The sequence below is a fragment of the Brucella sp. IR068 genome, from assembly GCF_049065885.1.
GTDB classification, from domain to species: Bacteria; Pseudomonadota; Alphaproteobacteria; order Rhizobiales; family Rhizobiaceae; genus Brucella; species Brucella intermedia.
In genome coordinates this window covers 232,959-256,831 of the sequence record NZ_JBAKHE010000003.1, presented here as the reverse complement: position 1 = coordinate 256,831, position 23,873 = coordinate 232,959, and the positions used below count along the sequence as shown (strand labels likewise).

Here is a 23,873-nt window from a genome sequence, read left to right as displayed (position 1 = left end):
ATGATGATTGTCGGGTGGAGAAACGCGGATAAGTTGCTGGTTGCAGCACGGGGCGACTTTGGGAGCTGGCTCTTCTCCCATATCCCCCTACTTTCCTATTCCCTTATTGCTTCCTCATAGACCTTCAGCGTGCGATCAGCGATCCCGCTCCAGCTATAGTCCCTTGCGATCCAGTCGATCATTTCCTGCGACTGCTCGCTTGTCAGAGGTTGATCGATTTTCCGCCGCAGCGCATCCTTCAACGCATCCACATCGCCCAGTGGAAAGTAGCTATCCTTCGAAAGTCCGACTTCCACATTTGCAGTGATATCGCTTGCAAGCACGTTCAAGCCGTATCCCATGGCTTCGAGAAGCGCGATCGGCATGCCCTCATGGCTGGAAGGCAGGACGAATAGTGCGGCCTGACTGAACAGGGCCGACAGTTCCTCCCCCTGAAGCGCGCCCGTCAGCACAACGCCGGGTACAGCCGCAGCCCTTGCACGAACGGTTCCGGCATATTCAGCCGTATATTCCGCTGATCCGATCAGGGCCAGTTTCAAGGAAGGATCCGCAAGTTTTGCAAAGGCTTCAATAAGATCAAGCTGACGTTTTTCCGGAACGATCCGCGCCACCAGAGCAATGTAGCGTTTGGGATCAAGCCCGTGCTTTTCCAGCCACCTCGTGTCTTGGCAGGCCGGGCGAAGCGTGACCCCATTGGGGATGAAAGTGATCGGCACATGATAATGCTGCTGCATGGTTTTTGCGATATCGTTGGACACTGCGATGCGCGCATTTGCAAAACGCATCCCGCACCATTCGCCAAGCTTCAGCATTGCGCGCGCAAGCCGTCCCCACTTCTGCCGATTGTAGTCAAAACCGTGATGGGTCACGACCGTGCGCAGACCGAACAGACGTGCCAGCGGAACCGCAAGAGCCGGACCGATCGCATGAATGTGCAAGACATCCGGGCGTGTGAAACCTGCACGCAGCACGCCCAGCACCGTATGCACAATTGCCTCGAACTTCATGGAGGTAGGCGCCCAGCCTGGCGTCACCTCTACGCCCTCCCAGACATAAGGCTGCTTTTTCTCAAGATAAGGACGGCGTCCGATCACCTCCACATCCCAGCCCTTCGTCAAATAGAGCCGGGCGAGTTCTTCGACGTGTTTTTCCACGCCCCCCTGCACATTGGGGACACCGCGCAGGCCCAGCATCATGACGCGAGGTCTTTTATCGCTTCGCACCATCAAAACGCTCCCAACTCGGCATAGAGTTCCAGCGTCCGGTTTCTGTACGCCTCTGGCGAGAATTCATGGCCGGCCCACATGCGGCCTGCCTCTCCCATCTTGCGCCGCGCCTGCGGGGTCAACCGCGCAAAATCGCCCAGGACGCGGGCGAGGTCGTCGATATCGCCCGTACGCGAAACCATCCCGGTCTCGCTCTCGATAATCATTTCGGGAATTCCGCCAATGTCGGCGCCGATCACCGGCACCCCGAGTGCGTAGGCTTCGAGAATACTGATCGGCGCGTTCTCATACCATTCAGACGGCAGAACGAGCGCTTTCGCCTCGCCGATAAGCTGATGCAATCTTTCGCCCGAGACATAGCCTGCAAAGGTGACATCTCCGCCCGCCTCAGCCGCGAGCGCTTTCAAGGATTCTTCCTCCGGCCCAGTGCCCGCAATGACAAGTTTCTGTCCAGCAAGAGCCGCTGAGCGAATGAGAGTACCAATCCCCTTTTCCGGCGCCAGCCGTCCGACATAGGCGAAATAATCGCCTTCATCCGCATAGGGCTTCAGGTCGTCCGTGTGGGCGAAGTTGGGGATATAGACCAGCTTTTCTTCCGGCCATCCCCATTCGGCGAGCTTTGCAATATAGAAACGGCTCGGCACAACGATACGGTCAAGCGTATTGCGATAAAGGCCAAGCATGCGATGGATCGCTGTCTCAACGAAAACCAGTCCGCTCAGCGCTGTGGAATCCTTGATGCATTTGTGGAGCGCCACATTGTAGATGCGTCCGCCCTTGCAGCGCTCGCAGATCTGGTTGTGGGACAGCATCTTATAGGCCGGACAGGCAAGTTTAAGGTCGTGCGCCGTCATGACCGTCGGAATTCCAGCCTCTTTCAAAACCGGAAAAATCGACGGCGATAGATGATGATAGATATTATGCGCATGCGCGACGTTGGGGCGAAAGTGTTCGATCAATGCCTTGATCCGGTCCCGCGCCTCCCATGAATAGATGATCTTACCCGCCTGCACGACTTTGGTGAACGGGCTGCTTTCCCGGCCATACTCGATTTCGGAAACAAAATAGGAGGACCAGTCGGAGGGAAAATTATCCGGATGCTGCATGGCAAACGGTGCGGTTTGCCAGCCGATCTCCGAAAACAGTTTGATGTGGTCGAGAAAAACAGTTTCGGCGCCGCCACGCCGATAAAAATAGTTATTAATCGCCAGCAGACGATGGGCCGTATCATTCACATGCGTCAAACAGCACCTCGTTGCGCGCTGGAGCGTTTCGATTTGATTGAACAAATCGGCGCGTCTCAGCAGTTTGTCTTTTGATGCGCATCTTATCCGAAAACCGTTTCACGTCTTTCGGGATGCGCTTCAAGGCGCGCCACCGCCTCGCGGACAGAAAGAATGGTCGCCCCGCTTTTCACCGCATGGGATACGAGGCGCTCGAAGGTCTCAGGCCTGCACCCGAATTCAGTCGGCGTATCGCTGATATCATGCGTATAAAAGACGAGCCAGCCAGGATTGGCACTAAGGTCATCGATCCAGCGGGTCTGGCGTGCAGCCCCGTCGTCCGGCTGTCTTATTTCCACTGCCTGCAAAAAGGCAAGATCGATCATGCCGCGATTGATACGATTGCCACCGCCGCGACAGGTCGCGTAACGGTCAGCAAATAACCGCCGTGTCATCATGGAAGATGCGCAATAAGGATAAGCGAAATTGCGTGGCATGCCACGATTGGGCTCGAACGCATCGAGATAGGCCGTGTTGCGGTCCAGGTCAGCTGCTATTTCCCCGGCGCCGAAATAAGGGACCTTGAGATGGTTGTAGGTATGGCAACCCAGCTCGTGCCCCCCTTCAACCAGCTTCCGGCACCCTTCCTGCGTGATCAGGTTCCTCTCGCGCTCCTTCGTGCCGACCATGCTGCCGGCAATATAAAAAGTGCCATGGACGCCGTGCTTGTCAAGGATCGCAGCTCCGGCGCTTTCCGCCGTGTCGGGTACATCGTCGAACGTAAAAGTGATGATCCGTTCGTTGGCTGGCAAGCAGAACGGGCGCAACGGAAACCGGCGACTGATGCTGTCGTTCAGCCGAATGGCGTACCATTCCAGACGTCTGCGTGCCCTCTCGAGACTATCCATTTCCGCCATTGCCCCCAGCTCCCCAAGCTGTTTCAGACGAGCCTTGCCTTAGCCTGCAAGCGCAATCCGAAGACAGCAACCATGATACAGAACCATAGTGCCCCACCGTTCTGAAAGAACGTACTTTCCATACAAGACATATATAATCCGTAAAGCCAAAGGCGAATGTAAAGCAGCGTTAATATAGGGTCGTTGTCTGTGCTTTCCGCTTCCCTAATATATCGAAGCGGCAAAATCATTATCCAGATGAGTGTCAGAATGAGACCAATAATGCCAGCATTGATCATCATATCGAGGAATGAATTATGCGCATTGAAGGCGGCAACCGCCCAGCTTGCACCGCCGCCGCCTGCATAGACCATTTCGGGCGTTTTCCAAAACGAGTCCAGACCGTAGCCGAAAACCGGCTTGGCCGAGATCGCAGAGAATGCAAGTTTCCAGATATCAGAACGGTTTGTAAAACTGGCGTCAACTCCCAAGCTTTCTACAAGCTCGCGCAGTGGATCGAAGACAGCGGCCCCTACGGCAACAATGTTAAAGGCCGCGATCCCGCCGACTGCAATGAAAACACGCGTCCATTTCCACCGCACGAACACCAGCGACATCACCACGATAAAAGGCAACATGGCCGTCGATGTCTTGCCGCCTGTATGCAACACGAAAAAAACGCAAAGGGCGACAATCAGCAGACCTGTTATCGGCAAACCGCGTTTCCGGATGTAAAGCCCCAGAAAACTCATCAGCACCAAAGATGCGGCGGCGGCATTCTTGTGCGGATAGTGACCGCGCCAGGCGCCAGCCAGCATGGGCTCAAGGACTTCAGTGCCCTGATGAATAGCGCGCTGCGGCATGAAAATTACGCCGAAATAGGCAAATGCCAGCGTTATCAGTGAGCCAATTGCCAGCAATCGCGCCATCTGGCGTTCGGACTGCGGCAACATAAGAAAGATGCTCGCGTTCAAGGCAGTCAGGATAGACAGCACGACTTTCTTGCTGGCGATCATGGGGTGGGCCGACAGCAAAGCCGTCAGGAGAAGCCAGAAGAAAACGAGCCCCATCAGAATGCGCGGCTGCATGATGACACTGCGCATGGAGCTGTTCAATCCGCAGATCAGAAAGCCGCCCGTCAAGAAGAGAGTGACAAGCTGGTTGAAGGAACTGGAGTCGGCGGCTTTGGCTGTGACACCGGTCACCGCACCAATGTCGGGATAGGGATTGGTGCCTATCCACATAAACAGGAACATGCACAGAAAAAGGCCAGCTCCGACAGCTGACGAGACTCGCGGCTGTATCTCCTCACGGTAATGAACCGACAGCTCAGCCAAGGTCAGATCGTACCTTCCCGATTTCTGCGCCACGCTCCAAGATAGCCGAGGCCGAGCGCCAGCACCACACCAAGTCCCATACCGGCGATACCGCCTCCCGCACCGAGCACCAGCGTCTTCGGAGGCCAGCTCCGGCCGATCGGCGGAATGGCCGTCGAAATGATCCGTATGTTGGTCGCATCCAGTTGCTGGCGCTGGCTCGTCTCCGATGAGCGGGTCAGAAAGGTGTTGTAGATCGACACTTTCGCGGCCATGTCACGTTCGAGGTCCGAAAGCTGGACTTGTGCGTCATTGTCAAGCGCCACCGCTGAACGGGCCGAAGCAGCCTGGGCGTTGAGCAATGCGACAACGGCATTTGCCTGATCCAGATCAACCTTCGCGGATTGCAGAATACGCGCCCGTTCCTGCGCCATTTGCTGCTCCAGACCGGCAAGCTGCCGCTCCGTATTTATCAATTCGGGATACCGTGGCCCATAGGTCATCGCGAGAGCGTCGTAGCGCTGTTTCAGCGATGCATATTGTCCGCGCAGGTTCGTCATCGTAGGCGACTGCAATGTACTCGCAGGACTGACGGCGCTGCCCGTGTCCCTCGTCAATTCCTCGTAGCGCGTGCTTGCGTCGGCAACTCGCGCCTTGGCGTCAACCAGCTTGGAATTGATCTGCGTCATGGACTGGGTGCTGACAAGTTCGCCGCCGGCGGTCTGCAAGCCATGCGCCCTGCGAAACGCGGCAACTTTCTCTTCCGCTTCTGTCGCGGCCTTTTGCAGCGAAGCCAGACGTTCGGATAGGGCCGCAGCCGCCCGCCCCGCCCCATCGGCATCCGCCTGGGCGACTTCTTCCTGAAAGGCGTTTGCGAGAGAATCCGCAACCTTCACCGATTTTTCCGGATTATCCGTCCAGACGGCAATCGTGACCAGATAGGATCGTTCAGGCCGCGTAACGGTAATGCGCTGCGACAGGGCGCGCACCGCAGCCAGCGTATCATCCTTCGGACCTGCAGGCTTGCTGAGGCCAAGCATGGCTCGCAGATCGAAGGCTGGCGGAGGCGGGACGAACTCCTCGTCTTCATTCAGTTTCAAATCCGTTACGACCCGCCGGAGCACGTTGCCGGAAGTCAGGATGCGCATCTTGCTTTCAATGTCGAGAATCTGGCTGTCCGCCTGAAGGCTCTGGGCATAGACGTCATTGGGCAGCAACTGAAGACCCGATGGGGGCACCAGCAAATCGGTATAGGCTGTATATCGGGGCTTTGCCGTCATGCCGTAAGCAAGGCCCGCCAGGCCGCCGATGATCGCGAGCGCGGCTATCAGAATCCACCGGGCACGCATCCAGGCCAGCGCTTCAAACAGGTCGATTTCAGGCAACATCAGCCCGTTGTGAGCGGGCGCAATTGTTTCGGTGGTCCTCTCTTCTTCGCGGATAATATGCGTTTCGCGCCGGGCTGCGCGCAACCGCTCATCTACGGGGACCGGATTTTCACCAGCGGCCTCCGTTACCCGTGCTTTCGAAGCGAGGTCACGCAACGTATACATTAGTTGCCCCTAAAGTTCACTCGACAGCGCGAACATGGCGCCACTGTTTTCCTTAGACTTAAAGATTAAAAAATTCGGTTAATGAAAGGCAATCATCCGCAATGGTGTCACCAAAATGCCCTTGAGGATCATTTAGTCTTGCAGTTTGCGACAAATTTCCGTCGACGTGCTTGGCACCTTGTGTTTTTCGGGATTAAGAGAAAACGGAGCATATGCTGCACCATCAGAAATTCAACAAAAAGCACTCCGCTTCACTACGGTCCGGACCGGCCCGAAAATTCGGTATGAAAATTTGAAACGCCATTGGTCGACATTACTGTCCTACGCAGCTTCTAGCGGCAGCCTTTTTGCAGCAAACATCGCACAGCTTTTTACATTTGCCTTGTTGGCGCGGTATCTTGGTTCCCACGAGTTTGGCCTGTTCGTAACCGTAATGGCCGTAACCAACATCGCTACCTTCATCTGTGGCCTGGGCGGAGCAGAATGCCTCGTGCGCCGCGTGGCGCAGGACCGGACGATCTACCCCGCGATGCTCGGCCACAATCTCATTCTCATCGCGATTACCGGCATTGTCCTCGTCGCCGCCGGAATGATCATATTGCCGCTCTGGCTTTACAATTCTCCTGAATTTACAGGAAACCTGTTCGGGCTTTTCCTGCTGCTCGTCACCAACATCGTGCTTATGCGCCTCATCCTGCTGGTCGAGCAGATTTATATCGCACATACCGACTTCGTATCCGCCAATCTCTCCGTCGTCGGGTTTGCCATTGCCCGAACCATTGCGGCAGCAATCGCCTGCCTTCTATTCGGTGTCTCCACTGTCGTCGGGTGGGCCTATTGGCAGTTTGGAGCCCATGTACTGGTCGCCGTGGTCTACGCACTGTTTCTGCGCAGGCTCGGACGGCCGCAATATACGATCGTGCGCGACGAAATACGGCTGGGCGTGATGTTTGCTTCGCAATTCATCTTCAAGGCCGTGCGCCAGAATGCAGACCTCCTGCTCCTCGGCACATTGATGCCGCCGAGCGTCGTCGGCAGTTACGGCGTCACACGTCGTATCATCGACAGCAGCACCTTGACCGTCGAGGCGATGAACCGTCTGGTCTATCCTCATCTGGCCCGCGCCAGCGCAAACGGCATCCATCATGCCCTGCCGATCACGATGCGCCTGCTTGGGGCCGCTTTTGCAATCGGCATATTGACGTCGCTGGCCGTGTTTATCATCGCGCCCTATCTGCCCTATCTGTTTGGCAGTGAGTATGACACGCTGGTTTCGTTCTGCCGCACGCTTTGCTGGATCACCGTGTTTGTTGCCCTGTGGTCGATAGCAGTCGATCTTCTGGGTGCCGCCAGCCAGCACAGCTATCGCACGGCTGTCCTCAACACAGGCAATATTCTCGGCGCGCCGCTCCTGGCACTGGCAACGTGGTACGCGCCGATCACGGGAACTTTCGCCGCCATTTACGCAATTGAAATCAGTATTGTGCTGGCATCATGGGGATGTGTTATCTACCTCGTTCGTCGGAGTCGTGACGCAGAAGAGAAGAAAGCGGTTTCAACAGTGGGGGCTTAGATGGCGGATATCTCGACCTCGGCAAACGACGTCAAATCGCGGCGCGTTCGCGCAATGAAGCTTGATGATATCCCGGCGATCCGAAACCTGTTTCAGCGAGTTTTTCGCCCACATTCGAAGTCATGTAACGAAGCTTTCGATCAGTATTTTCAGCGATTTTTCTTCGAGAACCCCTATTACGACCCTGCGATTGGCAGTGTTGTGCACGAGGACGAGCGCGGCGAGATCGACAGCGCACTCTCGGTCTTGCCCATCCCTTACAAGGTCAACGGGAAAAATGTCATGGGGCGGTTGGTTTGCGCTTTCATGATGAAGCCGGAGGTCTCCCCCCGCGGCGCCGCTGAACTGACCCTTACCCTGCGTCCGAGCGAAAAGTTATTCAATTTCACCGACAGCGCAGCCCCCGTAAGTCTCAGGCATTCCGAAGCAATCGGCGGAATTGTTCTCAGCGCGCATGGTCTGGGTTGGACACGGGTGTTTCAGGCCGCCAGCTACGTGGCCAATTACGTCGCCGAACGGCGTCCAATCCTCGGAGGGCGCGGGACAAGCTCGCTTGGCAAAATGCTCAATCCCCTTTTTCCCCTCCCGCCAATCAAGAAGGCCCCCAGGTCGCAAGCGAATGTGACGGAAATAGCGAAGGATGAGGCTGTCTCGCTCATCTCCGGTTTCCTGCAAGGCTATTGCGCACATCCGGACTGGACGGAAAACGACATCAACTGGCTGCTGGATATGGCGGCGGGCAACCGGGCGGCCGGTATCTTGCGGTTCTGCAAGATCAGCGAACAATCCGGGGGTCCGAGCGCCCTTTTCTGCTACTACAGCCGCCCCAATGGCATGGCGGAAGTTCTGAATGTCGTTGCAAAAGCCGGGGCGGAAAAACCTGCTGTCGAAGCGATGTTGCTCCATCTGCAGGAGGAAGGACATATCGCGGCCCAAGGCCGCGTCGATCCGCGCTATCTCAATGCGCTCTCGCAGCAATCCATCATGTTCTTTCGTCTCAAAGCCAATGTCTGTGTGGTCACCGCAAACGAGGACATACTAGGCGCGATCCAGCGCAATGATATCTTTATTGGCGGACTTGCCGGCGAAAGCTGGAGCAGGTTGTCGACGGATTTCTATTGAACAGCAAGCTTCCTTTCCAGAAGGAAGAAAGTGGTCGGTCCGGCTTTGCCCGCACCATTATCCAAACGGAAAGCGATCGGGCCAGACCCGGCGGCTATTCGTTCGTGGACCTTGCCATCGAGGCCAACCGGAGAGAGCGTCCATGACACCGTGTTTCCTGCCAAATTCACATCCACGCGATTGCGCAGCAAGGTAACCGGTAGACGTCCCCAGTCTTCAATAACCTTCTCTGCCTTGTCACGGAAACGCATATCGGAATTCCGTGCATCGCTGGCGAAAATGACAAGCAGCTTTTCGCTGTCCTTCAGCACCTTTCCATCAATTGCCGAAACAGCAAACAACCCCCTCGCCTCCGCATTGCCGAGGGACAGCTCACTTAATGTCACGGGGTCTCTCAGCTCGGCAAAGGCAATGGCCTCGGTCTCAGGTGTAACAACCTGCATCCGCTGCCTGTTGCGGTCGAGCATGATCTGGCCTGTAGCGCTTTCAAACAAGCCTTGCGACGGATCAGTGGCATTATCCCGCGGCAGAAGTTCTGCGCCCTTCAAACGCTGCAACACGTTGTCGAGCGAGACGTTCCGGTAGTCCACCGCAACCAATTTTTGCAGTCCCTGCGGCCAGGCCTGCTCTTTCGTCGCCAGACCGATCCCTCCGACAAGCGCCAACGGCTTCAGTCGCGCCGGTTCTGGAAACTCCAGCGATTCACCAAGACTCGTCTCTCCCTGCATCATGAGCGGCACATTGAAAGCTGCCGTTTCGACGTCGCCCCTGCGAAACAGCAACGATGCCAGTGTCTCACCGGCACGGGCGACGGGATCTACAGCGAAGGTATAGGGGATGATGCGCTGACGGAATGGAGTTGCCTCGTCGAATGCAAGTGTCAGCGGCCCCTGACCATGGCGGCAGATACCATCCCACCCCTGCAAAGCGGCATAGGCTGGCATCATTATTCCGGCTTCATAGCGATAACGGTTCCAGAACAGGTGCTCGTATTCTGTTGCGAGAAAAGGCCGTCCGAGCCAGCGTCCGGCGGCGATTTCACCGACGTAGGAAGCGGCGTCGGCAATCGAACTCGTATCCTTGATTTCGGTACCGGGGTTCAGGGTTCCGATCCAGTCGTGGTAGGTGTTGGCGACGACCGCCTGTTGGTTTTGCCGCGAAAGAGCCGTCTGGACCGTGAACCAGTTGTTATAGGGAGCGACGAGGCCGCGATAACCAAGATCGCGGAACGCCTGCTCCAGACGTTGGGTCAACAACCGTTCTCTCTCAACCAGAAAAGCCTGAAAATCCCGCAATCGTCCGCCGCCGCCGCTCCGGCTTTGCGGCAACTGGACAGTTTGCTGTTCAAGATTTTCGCCGGAGGCCAAACCGCCCCAGGCTCGCGACAAGGCACGGGTATCCGCATATCGTTTTTTCAGAAAAGCATTGAATGCAGGACGATAGCCTGTCCAGAATGTTGTCCCGTCAGCGTGCTCATGCACAAAGCTCGTAAACTCGATACCATTTTCGTTGAAAGGAACGATCAGCGCGAGCGCGGGATCGTGCAAAGGTGCAAGTCCCGTATAAGGATTGACCGTCGCGAAGACTTCTTTTTGAAAACGCAGCCAATGATCAAATGCCGCATCGTCCACATAGATCCGGCGCTTCAGATTGCCGTCCACGCCCCAGCGATCGATGTCCTTGCCGCCCAGGGCGCCGCTCTCGGACGTCAGTCCGTCGATAATCCAGTAGATGCCTTCGCGCTTAAGCGCAGCCATCAGATAGCGCATCCGGTCAAGGGCTTCAGGGCGGAAGTCGAAATCCCGCTCCTGTCCGAGCATCAGATCGGCATCAACGAAGTAAAACCGGGCTATATTGTAACCGTGCAGACGAAGCTGCCGCACATATCGATCGATAAAGGCATGATCCACCGCCCCCGACGACGGCGGTCCCCAGGCAATTGACGCACATTGCAGCCGGAGCGCCTCGCCCGGCTTGTCAGCCTGAGCGAAATGCCCATAGGGATTTGCGATCAGGCGATTTTTTTCTTCGATCGGCGTATTGGCCAGAAACCCCGAAAAATCGAGAGGGCTCCCGGCGGAGATTTCGAGATTGTTTTCTTTGACGGGAAGCCATTCTTCAGCACCGGTGCCAGACACTGCGAGGCCGATAAACAAGGCGGATAAGGCCAGTCGCCGAATGTCCATCAGGGCTCCCTTATAACCTTGCTCTCAATCCAGTCGGTCGGTTTACGGCGTGGCTGAAAAAAGCCAAGGGGCAGTGCTGCTGCATGGAATATCCATGCAACCACCGCGTAGACACCAAGCTCGATACTACGCGTTCGGACGCACATTGCCACGAACGGCGCCGCGGCAATAATGGCCGCCACAACAATTGCAGGAAACCATCCCGGCACGAAAAACAGAGCGGCCACAATGGCCAGCCACCAGAGATAGACCGCGCCCCAGAGGCGCAATTCCGGCAGTTCGCGAAACAGATTTTTTTGATGCGGCTGCCCCATTGCAGCACGCAATACTTCACCGGTGCCACGCAGGTATTTGCTCTTCCAGCGACGGACCAGGAGCTTGTAGGCATTCATCGTATAGCCGAAATGCTGCACGAACGGCCGGTCCAGACGATGGAGTTTCCACCCATGGCTTCGCAGGCGAACACCGGCATCGAACTCTTCGTGACCATGCAGATTGCGATCCGAGAAATATCCGGCCTGCTCGATGGCGCTGCGCCTGTAGAGCCCGCCGCCGTTCATCCGGTCGATATCGCCTGTCCGTGCTTCGGGCGAATGTCGTTTTGAACGGCGCTGGAATTCCAGACTTTCGAGAACCTGATCCACGACATGGCCGGTCACGCCACCGGCATCGGGGTGATTGTCGAGATAAGCAAGAGCGGCTGGCAGAAAATCCGGCTCAATTATCATGTCGCCATCGATCAGGCAGATAAAAGGCTGGGTCGAATACTGAAAACCCAGCTGCGGGCCGAGGCCGCAACTGGCCTGCGCCGGCGGTTCGATCTGCACGATCCTGATCGGATAGGCCCGCGCGATCTCGATCGTGCGGTCGGTAGAGCCGCTGTCGGCTACGATCACTTCGACTTTTCCGCCGGGCAAGGCTTTCAGGGCACTTTCAACAGCCTCGGCGATGCGCTTTTCCTCGTTCAAGGTTTTGATGATAATCGAAACAGACATCGTTGCCCTATTTGTGAAAAAGCACGCGCGAAGCAATTTGGGATTGGGACCAAACCAGCCAGAACTTCATAGTTTTTTTTGGTTTCAAATCCAATAAACACTTCAACTATAAAATGAGATTCGGTGCGCTCGGAAATACTGAAAGCCTTTTATGTTGACCAAAGATTTTGACATCCGGGTTTTCAGCAACATGGAACAGCTATCCATAGACTGGCCGGACGCCGATGACAAAACCGGCTGCGCATTTTTTGTCTTTCAGTCCAAATCCTTTATCCGGGCATGGGAAGCGAGCTATGGGCAAGAACCCGGCGTACAGCTCTGCTTGACCGAAGTTCGCCAGACTGACGATACACCGCTTCTTTTTCTGCCGCTCTTTATCACACGCATCTGCGGTTCCCGGGTCCTTTCATTTATCGATGGGGGCGTAAGCGATTATAATGCCCCTATCGTCTTTCCGGCCGCAACACAGCTTTCGCATGATGCCGCAATGCGCGTCCTCGCAGCTGTGCTTGCATCGGTTCCCTCTCACGATGTCGTTGCGCTCTGCAAAATGCCGGAACATATCGAGGGTCTTATCAATCCCTTATGGTCGGTAACGGACCGCTTTTCCGGTGCATCCACGCACACGATGTCACTGGTGCGTCCGATCGCGGAAATAGAAAAATCCATACAGGGTATCGGCAATATCAAAAAACGTGACCGAGCATTTCAGAAGCTGGAAGGGGCCCGGTTTCTTATAGCGCAGACCGAAGCTGAGCGCCGGTCTGTTCTGGATGCCATGTTCCGCCAGAAACAGCGGCGTTTTGAAGAAACCATGGTTCCCGGTTTCGATGCACATCCTGAAAAACGACGCTTTTTTGAAAAAGCGACAGAGCAACTCGCCCGACATGGCGCCCTGCACCTGTCCGCGCTGGCCGTGGGGGAAACCATATGGGCTACGCTGTGGAGCGTCGTCCGCAATGGCCATTATTGCGCAATGATCATAACGTTCGAGAACGGCATGTGGAGCAAGTTTTCACCCGGAAAACTGCTGATATTGCGCCTGTTATCTGCGCTCAAGGCTGACGGTTACAGCATTTTCGATCTGGGCTTTGGCGACGAGCCATGGAAGTCCGGCATATGCGACCGAACCACACCTCTGCGTGACTATATTCGTCCGGTCACTTTACGTGGGCGCATTTCGCTTAGCCTCGCCCGTGGCATGGAAAGACTGAGAGAGACCTCCCTCTACGCCAAGCTGCGCCCGTTGAAATGGAGGCTCTTGCGCAAGTTCGGCTAGGCGATCTATGCCGCACGTTTCGGCAGCCGTACGGTAAACGTCGAGCCTTCGCCCAGTTGTGAGCGAACGACCAGACGTCCGCGGTGACGGGCGAGAATATGTTTGACGATGGCAAGACCAAGACCTGTGCCCTTATGAGCCCGGCTCGTTTCCACATCGATCCGATAGAACCGTTCCGTCAGGCGCGGCAGATGCTCGGCCGCGATGCCGGGACCAAAATCCTGAACGGACGCCACGACCTCCGGAGAACTGCCACTATCGTCTTCGTCCAGTTTGACGATGACGCGCTTGCCAGCCTGTCCGTATTTGCAGGCATTCTCCACGAGATTCTGGAAAACCTGGATAAGCTCGTCACGCGCGCCGGTGACCATGACAGGATGACCCGGCAATACCCGCTCGATGTTGATATCGAGGCCTGCGGCCAGCGGCGCCAGCGTGTCGGCAACGTGATTGAGAATGGAAGTCATGTCGATGCATTCATTGACGGTCAGATGGGCCCGCATTTCCAGTCGCGACAAAGACAAAAGATCATCGATCAGGCGCGACATGCGTTCGGCCTGTTTCTGCATGATATCCAGAAAGCGATCGCGGGCAGCCGCGTCATTTCGCGCTGGCCCCTGCAGCGTTTCGATAAATCCGCGCAGCGAAGCGAGCGGCGTGCGCAACTCGTGGCTCGCATTCGCGATGAAATCCGAGCGCATGCGGTCGATGCGCCGTGTTTCGCTTTGGTCGCGGAACAGCAGGACAAAAAGTTCGGGTCTGCCGTCCTTGCCCGGCAACGCCTTGACCATGGCCTTGAACCAGCGATCGATCGGGACGCGCTCGAAATATTCTATGCTGCGTGCTTCGCCATCGGCGATTACCCCCTGAATCAGTGCGTGCATTTCCGGTGCCCGAAACCGCAGATAGAGCGCTGTGCCAGTCTCCAGAGACTGAAATGCTTCGATAGCCGCTGAATTGGTGAACAACACCGTGCCGCCATGATCGAAGACAACCATCGGGTCGGTCAGAAGGTCTGCCAGGCGCTCGCCGGACACTCCCGCCATTTCGTTGGGCGCTATATTCTTTACCGGCACTTCATCCGGCTCACTGCTTGCAACTTCGCTTGCGAGCCAGACGGCGCCGAGCACGACCACGGCCAGCAGACCAGCGCGAAACCAGAAAGGAAGATCGAGAGCCAGCACGCAGACGGCGAGAACCATGCTGGCGATCACGACACCCTTGACCCGAAGAAGCGGTTCGAAAATGGACTTCTCCGCTTCAGGTTCTGGACCGGTGTGATTGCCTGCCTCGCTCATGCTGCTTCCTCTGCGGTTGTGGCATCGACCTTAGAGCGCAATGATCCCGCTCTACATTTTTGTTCAAGCATGTTTTCACCCGAAAACCGGTTCCCGCTTTTCGGAATCATGTTTTATCCGGAAATGCCCGGACGTCCTTTACGTAGCTTCCAAACAGCCCATATCATGCCTTGATATAAACGAAAGGGAATTGCCGTGGGTGACAGTTCGAAGACAGCTAACAAAAAGAAAGACAAAAAAGACGAGGCAAAATCAGGCGACAAGCCAATCAAGCTCAAAATTGGAGGCGAGACGCGGACGTTCGACATAAACGATCCGAAGCTGCCGAAATGGATCGACGACAATGCGTTGCGCTCAGGCGGATATCCCTATCCGTCCAAGATGAAGTCGGAAGAATATGAGGAAACGCTGGAGCGGCTTCAGATCGAACTCGTCAAACTTCAATATTGGCTTCAGGATACTGGCGGGCGTGTCATCAGCGTTTTTGAAGGCCGGGACGCTGCCGGCAAGGGCGGAACCATCTTTACAATCCGCGAGTTCATGAACCCCAGAACCGCGCGTAACGTCGCCCTGCCCAAGCCAACCGAAACAGAACAGGGTCAATGGTATTTCCAGCGTTATGTCGCGCATTTCCCAACGGCTGGCGAGTTCGTCACGTTTGATCGTTCATGGTACAACCGGGCCGGCGTGGAACGCGTCATGGGGTTCTGCACACCGGCGCAGCTCGAAACCTTCCTGACCGAAACGCCCGATTTTGAGCGCATGATCGTGACGGATGGCATCCATCTTTTCAAATTCTGGCTGGATATCGGCCAGGAAATGCAGCTCAAGCGTTTTCACGAGCGGCGCCACAGCCCTCTCAAGAACTGGAAGTTCTCACCGATGGACGTGGCCGGCATTTCTCGCTGGAATGATTATTCCGATGCATTGCACACCATGCTCGAAAGGACCGATACGGGCTACGCGCCCTGGACCATCATCCGTTCGAATGACAAGAGACGCGCCAGACTGGCAGCAATCCGGCGCATCCTTTTGACGCTACCCTATGAGGGAAGAGACCTTCAGGCCATCGGGGCCGAGGATCAATCAATCATCGGACGCGGCTCCACATTCCTCACCTCGTCATCGGTGGAGATGTAAAACAGGCTTGGCTGGTGCGGTGTCTTTTCCCAAAGATGCGGCACATGCACCAGCTGCCATAGCGCGCGCCAGGCCGCAATTGAGATCAGCACCCAATATACCGGGATCGAGAACAGGTACGCATACCCTCCCAGTTCCGTTGGCTCCATCGTTCTCGCTCCCAGAAGGTAGAAACTCAGATAGGCCAGCAGAATGTTCGTCACATCGATCCCCAACAGCCAGATACTGTGTGTCGTCAGCGGCCCGAACATCATTCCGATCAGCAGGAAGGCGAACATGGCAAGCATCAGAGGATGCAGAAGCGCCGAACCGATTATTCCCAGGGTATAGACCTGATTGACGGAATACCTGAACCAGCCAAGCTCGCGCCAGGTATTGTGCGGCTGGCGGCCATGGACGAGCCATGTCTGCATCCAACCCTTGAGCCAGCGTGTCCGCTGCTTGCGCCAGACGTCATAGTTTACGGGCGCATCTTCAATCGTGCCACGCGTGATGACACCGATACGATACCCGAAACGAGCAAGCCTCACGCCGAGATCGGCATCTTCCGTGACGTTGTAGGCGTCCCAGCCGCCAACCTCCTCCAGACAGGACCGCCGAAAGTGATTGGAGGTTCCTCCGAGGGGAATAACGTGCCCCCGGGAAGCAAGCCAAGGCAGCAGCCCGCGGAAAAGTGCGGCATATTCAAAGGCGAACATTCGCGTCAGCAGATTATGGCGAAAATTCCCGATGATCAGCGGCGCCTGCACACAGGCCAGCTTGTCGCCTTCGACCTGAAAGGTCTGCCATGCTTCAAGCAACTGGTCAGGGTGAGGCCGGTCCTCGGCATCGAAGACCGCGACGATCTCCCCTCGGGCAAACTGCAATGCATAATTCAACGCCTTCGGTTTCGTCTTGGGCCCGCCGGACGGCACGAGAACCAGTTCAAAATTCGATGGCAGCCCCACACGACGTATCGCGGCGATCGTATCGAAATCGTCCTTCTCGCAGACAAGCTTGATATCGAGCTTGCTGGCTGGCCAGTTCAGGCGTTTCAAACTCGTTACAAGCTGGCCTATCACCTCCTGTTCCCGATATAGCGGGACCAGCACGGAATAGATCGGCAGATCGCGCGGCCTGCTTTTCTTGATCTCCAGAAATTTCAACCGCCGTCCGGCAACCGCTGCGAACAGACGGATCATCACGCAGCCGAAGAAGAATAATGACAGTGCTACATGGAGAACAAGGAGAGTGGTCGCGGGCCAATTGAACATGCAGGCGAAAAGCGCGTAAACCGCCATGGCGATGATAAACGCCTGCGGCGTATCGAGAACGCGCGATGCGGACAGCGATTGCGGTGTCATTTCATAGGCTCTGGCGATCAGATCCTTTTGATGCCGCTGCCGCATGACCTGCTTCAGGAGCGTCGGCGTGCAGATCCGTATCCGGTTCTTCAACTGCGGCGTCGCAAGCACATAGTCCCGAAGCGTCCGGATGCGATTTTCCGAAGGCGCTATATAGAGATAGTTGCTTCCATCTGCGCCGAGCACCATAACCTGTCCCACATCGATGAAAGCCGACGGCTTTTCTTCGCCCGATACGAAAATACGGGACGGCAAGGCTTCGTCTGTGAACTCCAATGTCAAAAGATCAGCTATGGCTGCATAAAGCACCGATTCCGCAACATCACCCCGCTGAACCAGCTCCACGCAAAACGACGTTCCGTGGCGAGCAGCAGCACTATATGCCCCAAGCAACGCCTCTCTCGCTACGCCGCATTGTTCCAGTCTGGCTGATATGGCGCTGCATATCTCCAGATCGAACGCAGTCGATACACTACTCATAGCACCCCCGCACTACTGAATATTTGTGATTTGTATTTTAGATATATACTAATATAGTAATTTTACCGAACGCTTTATTAGTTAATTATTTCAGAAAAATTACAATCGGAACGTAATATACTCTAAAAGAATTGCAACCTTTATTTTCCTGGCACTTTTGGTGAATATTGGAGAGGCAATCGATCGTGCGGTTAACGCGAAATTATAAAAAAGAGAGCAGAGACGGGTCATGAAACGCCACCTTCCAAGACTGCTGATCGCGCTGGCATCCGCATGTGGTATTCATAGCGCGCAGGCTTCCGACACAGAGCCCCAGGCTCCGTCCTTCATCAACCAGAGGGAGCGCCTGCCATTGCCGTCCCTGCAAGCGCTCACACGGTTGAGGTTCATTACAACCGTGGACTTTCCACCGTTCAATATGCTCGGCGACCGGGGGCAGCTTTCCGGCTATAATATCGACCTTGCCAAGGCCCTTTGCCGTCAATTGGGCGTCGACGACATATGTCAGATCGAAGCTGTCCCATGGAATGAGCTGGAGGAGCGCCTGCTCAGCGGACAGGCTGAAGCCATACTGGCGGGGTGGAAGCCAACCGAAGCAAACCGGGAACAATTTGCCTATTCACGGTCCTATATGCGGCTGCCTGCGCGTTTTGCGACGACCAATGCCGGCGCTTTTAACGATGATCCGGTGACGGCCACGAAGGGCAAGAACGTCGGCGTCATTGCAGGTACCGCCCATGAACAATTGTTGAAAAGCTATTTTCCCCAGGCGGTCGCAAAACCCTACCCTGATGAACCGAGCATGCTCGCCGATCTCAGGAGCGGCAAGATCGGCACAGTCTTTCACGATGGCATGTCGCTGTCCGTGTGGCTTAACAGTCCCGAGGGCCATGCATGCTGCACCTTCGCAGCCGGCCCCTATCTGGCACCCCAGTATCTGGGCACCGGGCTCAGCATTGCCGTTGCGCAGAAAAACGCTCCCCTTGTCAGCGCCTTCGATAATGCACTGCAAGCCTTGCAGCAGAAGGGCACGCTGACGGAGCTTTACCTGCGCTATTTCCCGAACAGCTTTTACTGATCCGGACATCGGACGGGCGGGTCGTTTAATTTGTCCGCCCATTGCGTGCCATTTTGACGCAGGAGAATACTGCTACCCAACGAATTTTCAGATATTTTTGAAATTTCCGATATATCGATACTTACAGTATAAAAGTAAAATTGTTTTCCATCAAATAAATAGCACGGAAACCCGTCTTTATAGCGACATAACAATAGACAAATCAGGATAAGTTGCGCCGCTTTTAGCACAAGCGAGACGATAAATACATCCATTTATTTTGACTTGAACAAATCCGACTCCGATCAATAATCAAAGCGAGGGAGAAGGAGGATATATACAATGTTCGATGGCGTACCTGCTCAATGGCACAAGACTCCGGAACAAACAAAACGCTCGCCGAATGAAGCCGCCTATGTGTTTCTGGGCATCATGCTCGCAGCACTCAGCGTGCCGGCGACGTTCCTATGCTGGGCAATCGTTCAAAGTATCGCATCGCTTTTCTAGAGCGGTTCCTGTTCTAACAGAATCGCCGGAACCGCTCTAACTATTTGTTTTATCGCATTATCCAACGCAAAGCGGTTTCACACTTTTGCTGGAAATGCTCTGGAGCCGGGCAGTCCTCGTCCGAAGACTGGTAATCAACCATTTCCGCCCTGGCAGCAGTGCGGGTACAGGATGCAAAAAGCCCCGCCATTCGGCGGGGCTTTCGTTTGCAGCTTGAAGCGGGCTAGACGTGATTATCAGCCTGCGGGTTGGGGCTGATCGTTTCATTCACGTCTTCATCCTCCGGCCTCTTCGGAGGCTTACGAGCAATCAGACTGTAGAACATCGGAATGAAGAACGTGGCGATGAACGTTGCTGCCAACATGCCGCCGATAACGCCCGTACCGATGGAGTGACGGCTTGCCGAACCGGCACCCGAGCTGATCGCGAGCGGCACCACGCCCAGAATAAAGGCGAGCGAGGTCATCACGATCGGACGGAAGCGCAGACGAGCCGCCGACGCCGCCGCCTCGATGGCGGATTTGCCGGTCTCTCGTTCGAGCACCGCGAACTCCACGATCAGAATCGCGTTCTTCGCCGCCAGACCTATGAGCGTCACCAGACCAATCTGGAAGTAGACGTCATTGGTCAGCCCGCGCAGATCGGTCGCCAGCAACGCGCCGAAGATTGCGAAAGGCACCGCCGTTATGACAGCGAGCGGCAGGCTCCAGCGTTCATACTGCGCAGCAAGGATCAAGAACACCATGACAAGGCCGAAGATCATGGCCTGCGTGCCTGTGCCGCTGGTGGTCACTTCCTGATAGGCCGAGCCGGTCCATGCAATCTGATAGCCCTGCGGGAGAACCTCCGCAGCCACTTCCTGCATCGCCTTGATCGCGTCGCCGGAGGTGAAGCCCGGCGCCGGATTACCGGTGATCTTCGCCGCGTTGAAGGCATTGAAGCGTTCGAGCTGATCAGGACCGACAATACGCTTGACGGTGACGAGTGCATCGAGCGGGATCATGCTGCCGGAATTGGCCCGGACGAAGACATGCTTGAGATCGCTCGGATCACGACGGAACTCGGCTTCCGACTGCAAGTTGACCTGATAGTTGCGGCCAAACAGTGTAAAGTCGTTGACGTAGAGGCTGCCGAAGGTTGCCTGCATTGCAGTGAATACAGAGTTGATCGGCACACCCATAGCCTTCGCCTTTTCGCGATCAAGCTGGATGTCATACTGCGGAACGTTCGGATCGAACGTCGTGCGCACACCCTGCAACTCCGGCCGCTTGACGGCAGCCTCGGTAATGAGCTTGGTCGCCCGCGTCAGCGAATCCACACCGCCGCCCGTGCGATCCTGAACATAGAGTTCAAAGCCGCCCGTCGTGCTGAGACCCATGATCGGAGGCGGGTTGAACGCAAGAACAAGACCGTCCTTGATCCCCGCATTCATCCCCATGATGGCACCGGGAAGATTGCGCGCATCGGTTTCAGGCGTCGTGCGTTCCTTCCAGTCCTTGAGCATGATGAACATCGTGCCCGCGCTGGTTTTCAGACCGCCCGACAGAAGGTCGAAGCCGGATACCGCGAAGACGCTCTCCACAGCAGGGTTTTTCCGGATATTCGCACTCGCCTGATCGAGAACCGCCGTTGTACGTTCCAGAGAGGCCGCCGGGGGAAGCACTGCAACGCTGAACAGGAAGCCCTGATCCTCATCCGGCAACAGCGATCCCGGCACCCTTTCGAAAAGATAGTAGGTGGCGCCAAGAAGGCCCGCAAAAATGACCAGCCCAATTGCAGCGCGCTTCAGGAAGAAGCGAACGCCGCGCGAATAGCCGTCCGTCACCCGCTCGAAGAAGCGGTTGAAGATGCGGAACGGCAGCATCGGCTCATGATGACCCGGCTTTAGGATAAGCGCGCAAAGCGCCGGTGTCAGTGTCAGGGCCACGAGACCCGACAATGTCACCGAAATCGCGATGGTCACGGCGAACTGCTTGTACATTTCGCCAACCAGACCGCCCATGAAGGCGACCGGAATGAACACCGCACACAGCACAAGGACAATCGCAATCACCGGCCCCGTCACTTCGCCCATGGCCTTGATGGCGGCCTTGCGCGGCGACAGTTTTTCCGTCGTCATGATACGTTCGACGTTTTCCAGCACCACGATGGCGTCGTCGACCACGATACCGATTGCCAGTACGAGACCGAAGAGCGTCAGGAGGTTGATGGAGAAGCCCAGCACATACATGCCCGCGAAAGTACCGATAATCGAGATCGGCACCGCGATGATCGGGATAAGCGTCGCCCGCCAGTTCTGCAGGAAGATGAACACCACCAGCACGACGAGAATGATCGCCTCGATGAAGGTGTGAATCACTTCCTCGATGGAGACCTTGATGAACTTCGTCGTATCGAAGGGGATCGAATAGTCGATACCCGCCGGGAAGCTTGCCTTCAGCTCATCCATACGGTTCTGAATGAGTTCCATCGTGTTGAGCGCGTTGGCGCCGGGCTGCAGATAGATTGCAATCGGGACGGCCGAGGTGCCGTTCAGATTACTGTCGACGAGATAGCTTTCCGTGCCGAGTTCGACACGCGCAACGTCCTTGAGACGGAGCGTTGCCGCATTGGGGCTCGAACGGAGGATAATGTTCTCGAATGCTGCGGCATCCGGGAGGCGCCCCTGTGTGGTCGCGGTATAGGTGAACGGCCCGGCTTGCGGGTCAGGCTGATCGCCGAAGCGGCCTGCTGCAAACTGCGCGTTCTGTTCCTGAATGGCGGTCGAGACATCGCTCGGCGTCAGGTTATACTGCGCCAGCTTGTCGGGACGCAGCCAGATACGCATCGAATAATCGATGTTGCCGAGAAGCTGCACGTCGCCAACGCCCTGAAGGCGCTTGAGATCGTCAACCACATTGAGAAGCGCATAGTTGCCGACATAGGTGCGATCGTAGCGATCACTGTCGGAGAACATGGCGACCATGCCCAGAATTGTGGTGGAACGCTTGTCCACCGTGACGCCAAGACGCTGCACTTCCTGCGGAAGCGAGGAAGTCGCACGCTGCACGCGGTTGTTGACGTTGATCGTGGCCTGATCCGGGTCGGTGCCCAGAGCAAAGGTTACGGTCAGCTGCATCGTGCCGCTGCCGAGGCTCGAGGACTGCATATAGAGCATGTTCTCGACGCCGTTGATCTGCTGTTCCAACGGCGCGGCAACGGTCTGCGCCACCGTTTCGGCGCTGGCGCCGGGATAGGTCGCGCTGACAACAACCTGCGGCGGCGTCAGTTCGGGATACTGTGCAATCGGCAGAATCCGGATACAGATCAGGCCTGCCAGCACGAGCACAATGGAGATGACCGCCGCGAAAACGGGGCGGTCGACGAAAAATCTGTTCATTGCTTGCCTGCCGCCTGTTCTTTGCCAGCTTCGGCACCCGCCTTGTCCGGCGATGTGCTATTGCCTGCTTCGGTAGCTGCGTCGACCGGATTAACGGGCTTGCCCGGGGCTGCCTTGATAAGCCCTTCGCTAATGACGCGGTCACCTGCGTTGAGACCTTCGGAAACCAGCCAGGCATCGCTCAGTTCGCGAGCAACGGTGATCGGCCGGACTTCGACGATATTGTCCTTGTTGACCACGTAAACGAACTGCGTTTGCGGCCCCTGGAGCAATGCGGCCTTCGGGATCGTGATGGCATCCTTGACCTGGATGCCAAGAATGACAGCGCGAACGAACTGACCCGGGATCAGGCGACGCTTGGGATTCTCGACCACCGCGCGGGCACCGAGCGTACCCGTTTCCGTATCGAGCGACGAAGAGGTGAAATCGATCGTTCCTTCGTGGTCATAAGCCTGCCCGTCCCCGAACAGAACCTTGATCTTGAGACGGTCGGCATCTTCGCCCGTCGCACCGCGCTCGGCGCGCAAACGGTCGATTTCAGCGGCTTCCGTGTCCGTGAAGGAGAAGTTCACATAGACCGGGTCGAGCTGGGTAATCGAGGTCAGAAGGCTGGAAGACGCATCCGTACCGATAAGGCTGCCCTCATTGACCTGTTCGAGGCTGGTGATGCCGCTGATGGGCGCCGTCACCTTGGTATAGCTCAGATTGAGTTCAGCCGTGCGCAGCTGCGCCTTGGCTGCGGCGACAGACGCCTTGTTCAGGTCGCGCGTCGCGAAAGCCGAATCACGAACGGCAGTGCTCTGCACCTTCTGCTGGACCAGCTGTTCTGCGCGCTCCGCGTCGCGGATGGATTGCTGATACTGCGCCTCGGCCTGTGCCACCTGTGCCTGAGCCTTTTCAAGCTCCGCCTGGTAAGGTGCCGGGTCTATTTCGAACAGCACGTCGCCAGCCTTGACTTCCGTGCCTTCGATGAAATTGCGGTGAAGCAATATCCCGCCGACACGCGCACGCACCTGAACGTCGCGATAGGCACTGATACGCGCCGCATATTCGTAGGTGACAGGTACATCATGCGGCTCGACCACGGTAACAGATACCTGTGGCGGTGGCGGCGTTGCGCCGCCGGGTGCCTGCGCCAGAACGGGTTGCCCCGCAAAGACAAGAAAAGCGGCCCCTGCCGCAAAAAGCCGAATGGAACGGTTCAAAGTCATGGTGGGAGTGCCCTTGCTGTCGCGCGGTGCTGCCAATTTAACATACACGAGTGTTTGTAAATACGATCTACCGTGTTATAGTCAATCGC

At 56.3% G+C, this 23,873-nt stretch carries 19 protein-coding genes; 8 read left to right on the top strand and 11 right to left on the bottom strand.

Going from position 1 to position 23,873, the window contains the following annotated elements:
- Positions 1–95: 95 nt before the first annotated feature.
- A complete protein-coding gene (locus tag ACOWVS_RS06950) occupies positions 96–1,226 on the bottom strand; it encodes a glycosyltransferase family 4 protein (RefSeq protein WP_021586263.1) in 1,131 nt (376 codons plus the stop codon).
- Positions 1,226–2,431, bottom strand: a complete 1,206-nt coding sequence (locus ACOWVS_RS06945) for a glycosyltransferase family 4 protein (protein WP_235694352.1) — start codon at positions 2,429–2,431, stop codon at positions 1,226–1,228. Before ACOWVS_RS06945 ends, ACOWVS_RS06950 begins: the two co-directional genes overlap by 1 nt.
- Here ACOWVS_RS06945 and ACOWVS_RS06940 point away from each other — a divergent pair.
- Positions 2,324–2,545, top strand: coding sequence for a hypothetical protein (locus ACOWVS_RS06940; protein ID WP_230350371.1), 222 nt, complete (start codon positions 2,324–2,326; stop codon positions 2,543–2,545). The genes ACOWVS_RS06945 and ACOWVS_RS06940 overlap by 108 nt on opposite strands.
- Positions 2,546–2,553: 8 nt before the next feature.
- Here the strand turns inward: ACOWVS_RS06940 and ACOWVS_RS06935 are convergent, their stop codons facing one another.
- Positions 2,554–3,366, bottom strand: coding sequence for a polysaccharide deacetylase family protein (locus ACOWVS_RS06935; protein ID WP_021586265.1), 813 nt, complete (start codon positions 3,364–3,366; stop codon positions 2,554–2,556).
- A 23-nt stretch (positions 3,367–3,389) separates the two neighbouring features.
- Positions 3,390–4,361, bottom strand: a complete 972-nt coding sequence (locus tag ACOWVS_RS06930) for an O-antigen ligase family protein (protein WP_235694299.1) — start codon at positions 4,359–4,361, stop codon at positions 3,390–3,392.
- Here ACOWVS_RS06930 and ACOWVS_RS06925 point away from each other — a divergent pair.
- Entirely contained in the window at positions 4,348–4,569 is a 222-nt protein-coding gene (locus ACOWVS_RS06925; RefSeq protein ID WP_420984157.1) for a hypothetical protein, read from the top strand. The two genes, ACOWVS_RS06930 and ACOWVS_RS06925, sit on opposite strands and share 14 nt — an antisense overlap.
- A gap of 115 nt (positions 4,570–4,684) precedes the next feature.
- Here ACOWVS_RS06925 and ACOWVS_RS06920 read toward each other — a convergent pair whose 3' ends face one another.
- Positions 4,685–6,214 carry a GumC family protein gene (locus ACOWVS_RS06920; protein WP_025089716.1) on the bottom strand — a complete coding sequence of 510 codons (1,530 nt, stop codon included), beginning with the start codon at positions 6,212–6,214 and terminating at the stop codon, positions 4,685–4,687.
- A gap of 292 nt (positions 6,215–6,506) precedes the next feature.
- Between ACOWVS_RS06920 and ACOWVS_RS06915 the strand changes: the two genes are divergently transcribed.
- Positions 6,507–7,787 carry a lipopolysaccharide biosynthesis protein gene (locus ACOWVS_RS06915; RefSeq protein ID WP_021586268.1) on the top strand — a complete coding sequence of 427 codons (1,281 nt, stop codon included), beginning with the start codon at positions 6,507–6,509 and terminating at the stop codon, positions 7,785–7,787.
- Complete coding sequence (locus tag ACOWVS_RS06910; RefSeq protein ID WP_021586269.1) at positions 7,788–8,909, top strand: hypothetical protein; 1,122 nt, start codon at positions 7,788–7,790, stop codon at positions 8,907–8,909.
- Here the strand turns inward: ACOWVS_RS06910 and ACOWVS_RS06905 are convergent.
- Positions 8,903–11,095, bottom strand: coding sequence for a glycoside hydrolase (locus ACOWVS_RS06905; protein ID WP_075041777.1), 2,193 nt, complete (start codon positions 11,093–11,095; stop codon positions 8,903–8,905). The two genes, ACOWVS_RS06910 and ACOWVS_RS06905, sit on opposite strands and share 7 nt — an antisense overlap.
- The gene (locus ACOWVS_RS06900) at positions 11,095–12,090 is read right to left on the bottom strand and encodes a glycosyltransferase (RefSeq protein WP_021586271.1); all 996 of its coding nucleotides are present in this window, start codon (positions 12,088–12,090) and stop codon (positions 11,095–11,097) included. Before ACOWVS_RS06900 ends, ACOWVS_RS06905 begins: the two co-directional genes overlap by 1 nt.
- Before the next feature lie 190 nt (positions 12,091–12,280).
- Here ACOWVS_RS06900 and ACOWVS_RS06895 point away from each other — a divergent pair, with 190 nt between their 5' ends.
- Positions 12,281–13,369 (top strand): GNAT family N-acetyltransferase, encoded by a 1,089-nt coding sequence (locus ACOWVS_RS06895; RefSeq protein WP_235694306.1) that lies wholly within the window; start codon positions 12,281–12,283, stop codon positions 13,367–13,369.
- Positions 13,370–13,374: 5 nt separating this feature from the next.
- Here ACOWVS_RS06895 and ACOWVS_RS06890 read toward each other — a convergent pair whose 3' ends face one another.
- Positions 13,375–14,667, bottom strand: a complete 1,293-nt coding sequence (locus ACOWVS_RS06890; RefSeq protein WP_021586273.1) for an ATP-binding protein — start codon at positions 14,665–14,667, stop codon at positions 13,375–13,377.
- A gap of 195 nt (positions 14,668–14,862) precedes the next feature.
- Between ACOWVS_RS06890 and ppk2 the strand changes: the two genes are divergently transcribed.
- Positions 14,863–15,807, top strand: a complete 945-nt coding sequence (gene ppk2 / locus ACOWVS_RS06885; protein ID WP_006466028.1) for a polyphosphate kinase 2 — start codon at positions 14,863–14,865, stop codon at positions 15,805–15,807.
- Here the strand turns inward: ppk2 and ACOWVS_RS06880 are convergent.
- Positions 15,750–17,630, bottom strand: coding sequence for a glycosyltransferase family 2 protein (locus ACOWVS_RS06880; RefSeq protein WP_031346492.1), 1,881 nt, complete (start codon positions 17,628–17,630; stop codon positions 15,750–15,752). The two genes, ppk2 and ACOWVS_RS06880, sit on opposite strands and share 58 nt — an antisense overlap.
- 229 nt (positions 17,631–17,859) lie before the next feature.
- Here ACOWVS_RS06880 and ACOWVS_RS06875 point away from each other — a divergent pair, with 229 nt between their 5' ends.
- Entirely contained in the window at positions 17,860–18,708 is an 849-nt protein-coding gene (locus ACOWVS_RS06875) for a transporter substrate-binding domain-containing protein (protein ID WP_021586275.1), read from the top strand.
- Between the two features lie 321 nt (positions 18,709–19,029).
- A complete protein-coding gene (locus ACOWVS_RS06870) occupies positions 19,030–19,194 on the top strand; it encodes a hypothetical protein (RefSeq protein WP_021586276.1) in 165 nt (54 codons plus the stop codon).
- 223 nt (positions 19,195–19,417) lie between these two features.
- Here the strand turns inward: ACOWVS_RS06870 and bepE are convergent, their stop codons facing one another.
- Together bepE and ACOWVS_RS06860 are read right to left on the bottom strand one after the other, a co-directional pair.
- Positions 19,418–22,573, bottom strand: a complete 3,156-nt coding sequence (gene bepE, locus ACOWVS_RS06865) for a multidrug efflux RND transporter permease subunit BepE (RefSeq protein WP_021586277.1) — start codon at positions 22,571–22,573, stop codon at positions 19,418–19,420.
- Positions 22,570–23,784, bottom strand: a complete 1,215-nt coding sequence (locus ACOWVS_RS06860; RefSeq protein ID WP_006471074.1) for an efflux RND transporter periplasmic adaptor subunit — start codon at positions 23,782–23,784, stop codon at positions 22,570–22,572. Before ACOWVS_RS06860 ends, bepE begins: the two co-directional genes overlap by 4 nt.
- Between the last annotated feature and the right edge of the window lie 89 nt (positions 23,785–23,873).

Bases quoted from the DNA above. Each gene is read 5' to 3' on its own strand.
- ACOWVS_RS06920 (WP_025089716.1), bottom strand. From the start codon at position 6,214: ATGTATACGTTGCGTGACCTCGCTTCGAAAGCACGGGTAACGGAGGCC.
- ACOWVS_RS06935 (WP_021586265.1), bottom strand. From the start codon at position 3,366: ATGGCGGAAATGGATAGTCTCGAGAGGGCACGCAGACGTCTGGAATGG.
- ACOWVS_RS06890 (WP_021586273.1), bottom strand. From the start codon at position 14,667: ATGAGCGAGGCAGGCAATCACACCGGTCCAGAACCTGAAGCGGAGAAG.
- ACOWVS_RS06895 (WP_235694306.1), top strand. From the start codon at position 12,281: ATGGAACAGCTATCCATAGACTGGCCGGACGCCGATGACAAAACCGGC.
- ACOWVS_RS06900 (WP_021586271.1), bottom strand. From the start codon at position 12,090: ATGTCTGTTTCGATTATCATCAAAACCTTGAACGAGGAAAAGCGCATC.
- ACOWVS_RS06910 (WP_021586269.1), top strand. From the start codon at position 7,788: ATGGCGGATATCTCGACCTCGGCAAACGACGTCAAATCGCGGCGCGTT.
- bepE (WP_021586277.1), bottom strand. From the start codon at position 22,573: ATGAACAGATTTTTCGTCGACCGCCCCGTTTTCGCGGCGGTCATCTCC.
- ACOWVS_RS06880 (WP_031346492.1), bottom strand. From the start codon at position 17,630: ATGAGTAGTGTATCGACTGCGTTCGATCTGGAGATATGCAGCGCCATA.
- ACOWVS_RS06905 (WP_075041777.1), bottom strand. From the start codon at position 11,095: ATGGACATTCGGCGACTGGCCTTATCCGCCTTGTTTATCGGCCTCGCA.
- ACOWVS_RS06940 (WP_230350371.1), top strand. From the start codon at position 2,324: ATGCTGCATGGCAAACGGTGCGGTTTGCCAGCCGATCTCCGAAAACAG.
- ACOWVS_RS06875 (WP_021586275.1), top strand. From the start codon at position 17,860: ATGAAACGCCACCTTCCAAGACTGCTGATCGCGCTGGCATCCGCATGT.
- ACOWVS_RS06870 (WP_021586276.1), top strand. From the start codon at position 19,030: ATGTTCGATGGCGTACCTGCTCAATGGCACAAGACTCCGGAACAAACA.
- ACOWVS_RS06950 (WP_021586263.1), bottom strand. From the start codon at position 1,226: ATGGTGCGAAGCGATAAAAGACCTCGCGTCATGATGCTGGGCCTGCGC.
- ACOWVS_RS06860 (WP_006471074.1), bottom strand. From the start codon at position 23,784: ATGACTTTGAACCGTTCCATTCGGCTTTTTGCGGCAGGGGCCGCTTTT.
- ACOWVS_RS06930 (WP_235694299.1), bottom strand. From the start codon at position 4,361: ATGATCGCCAGCAAGAAAGTCGTGCTGTCTATCCTGACTGCCTTGAAC.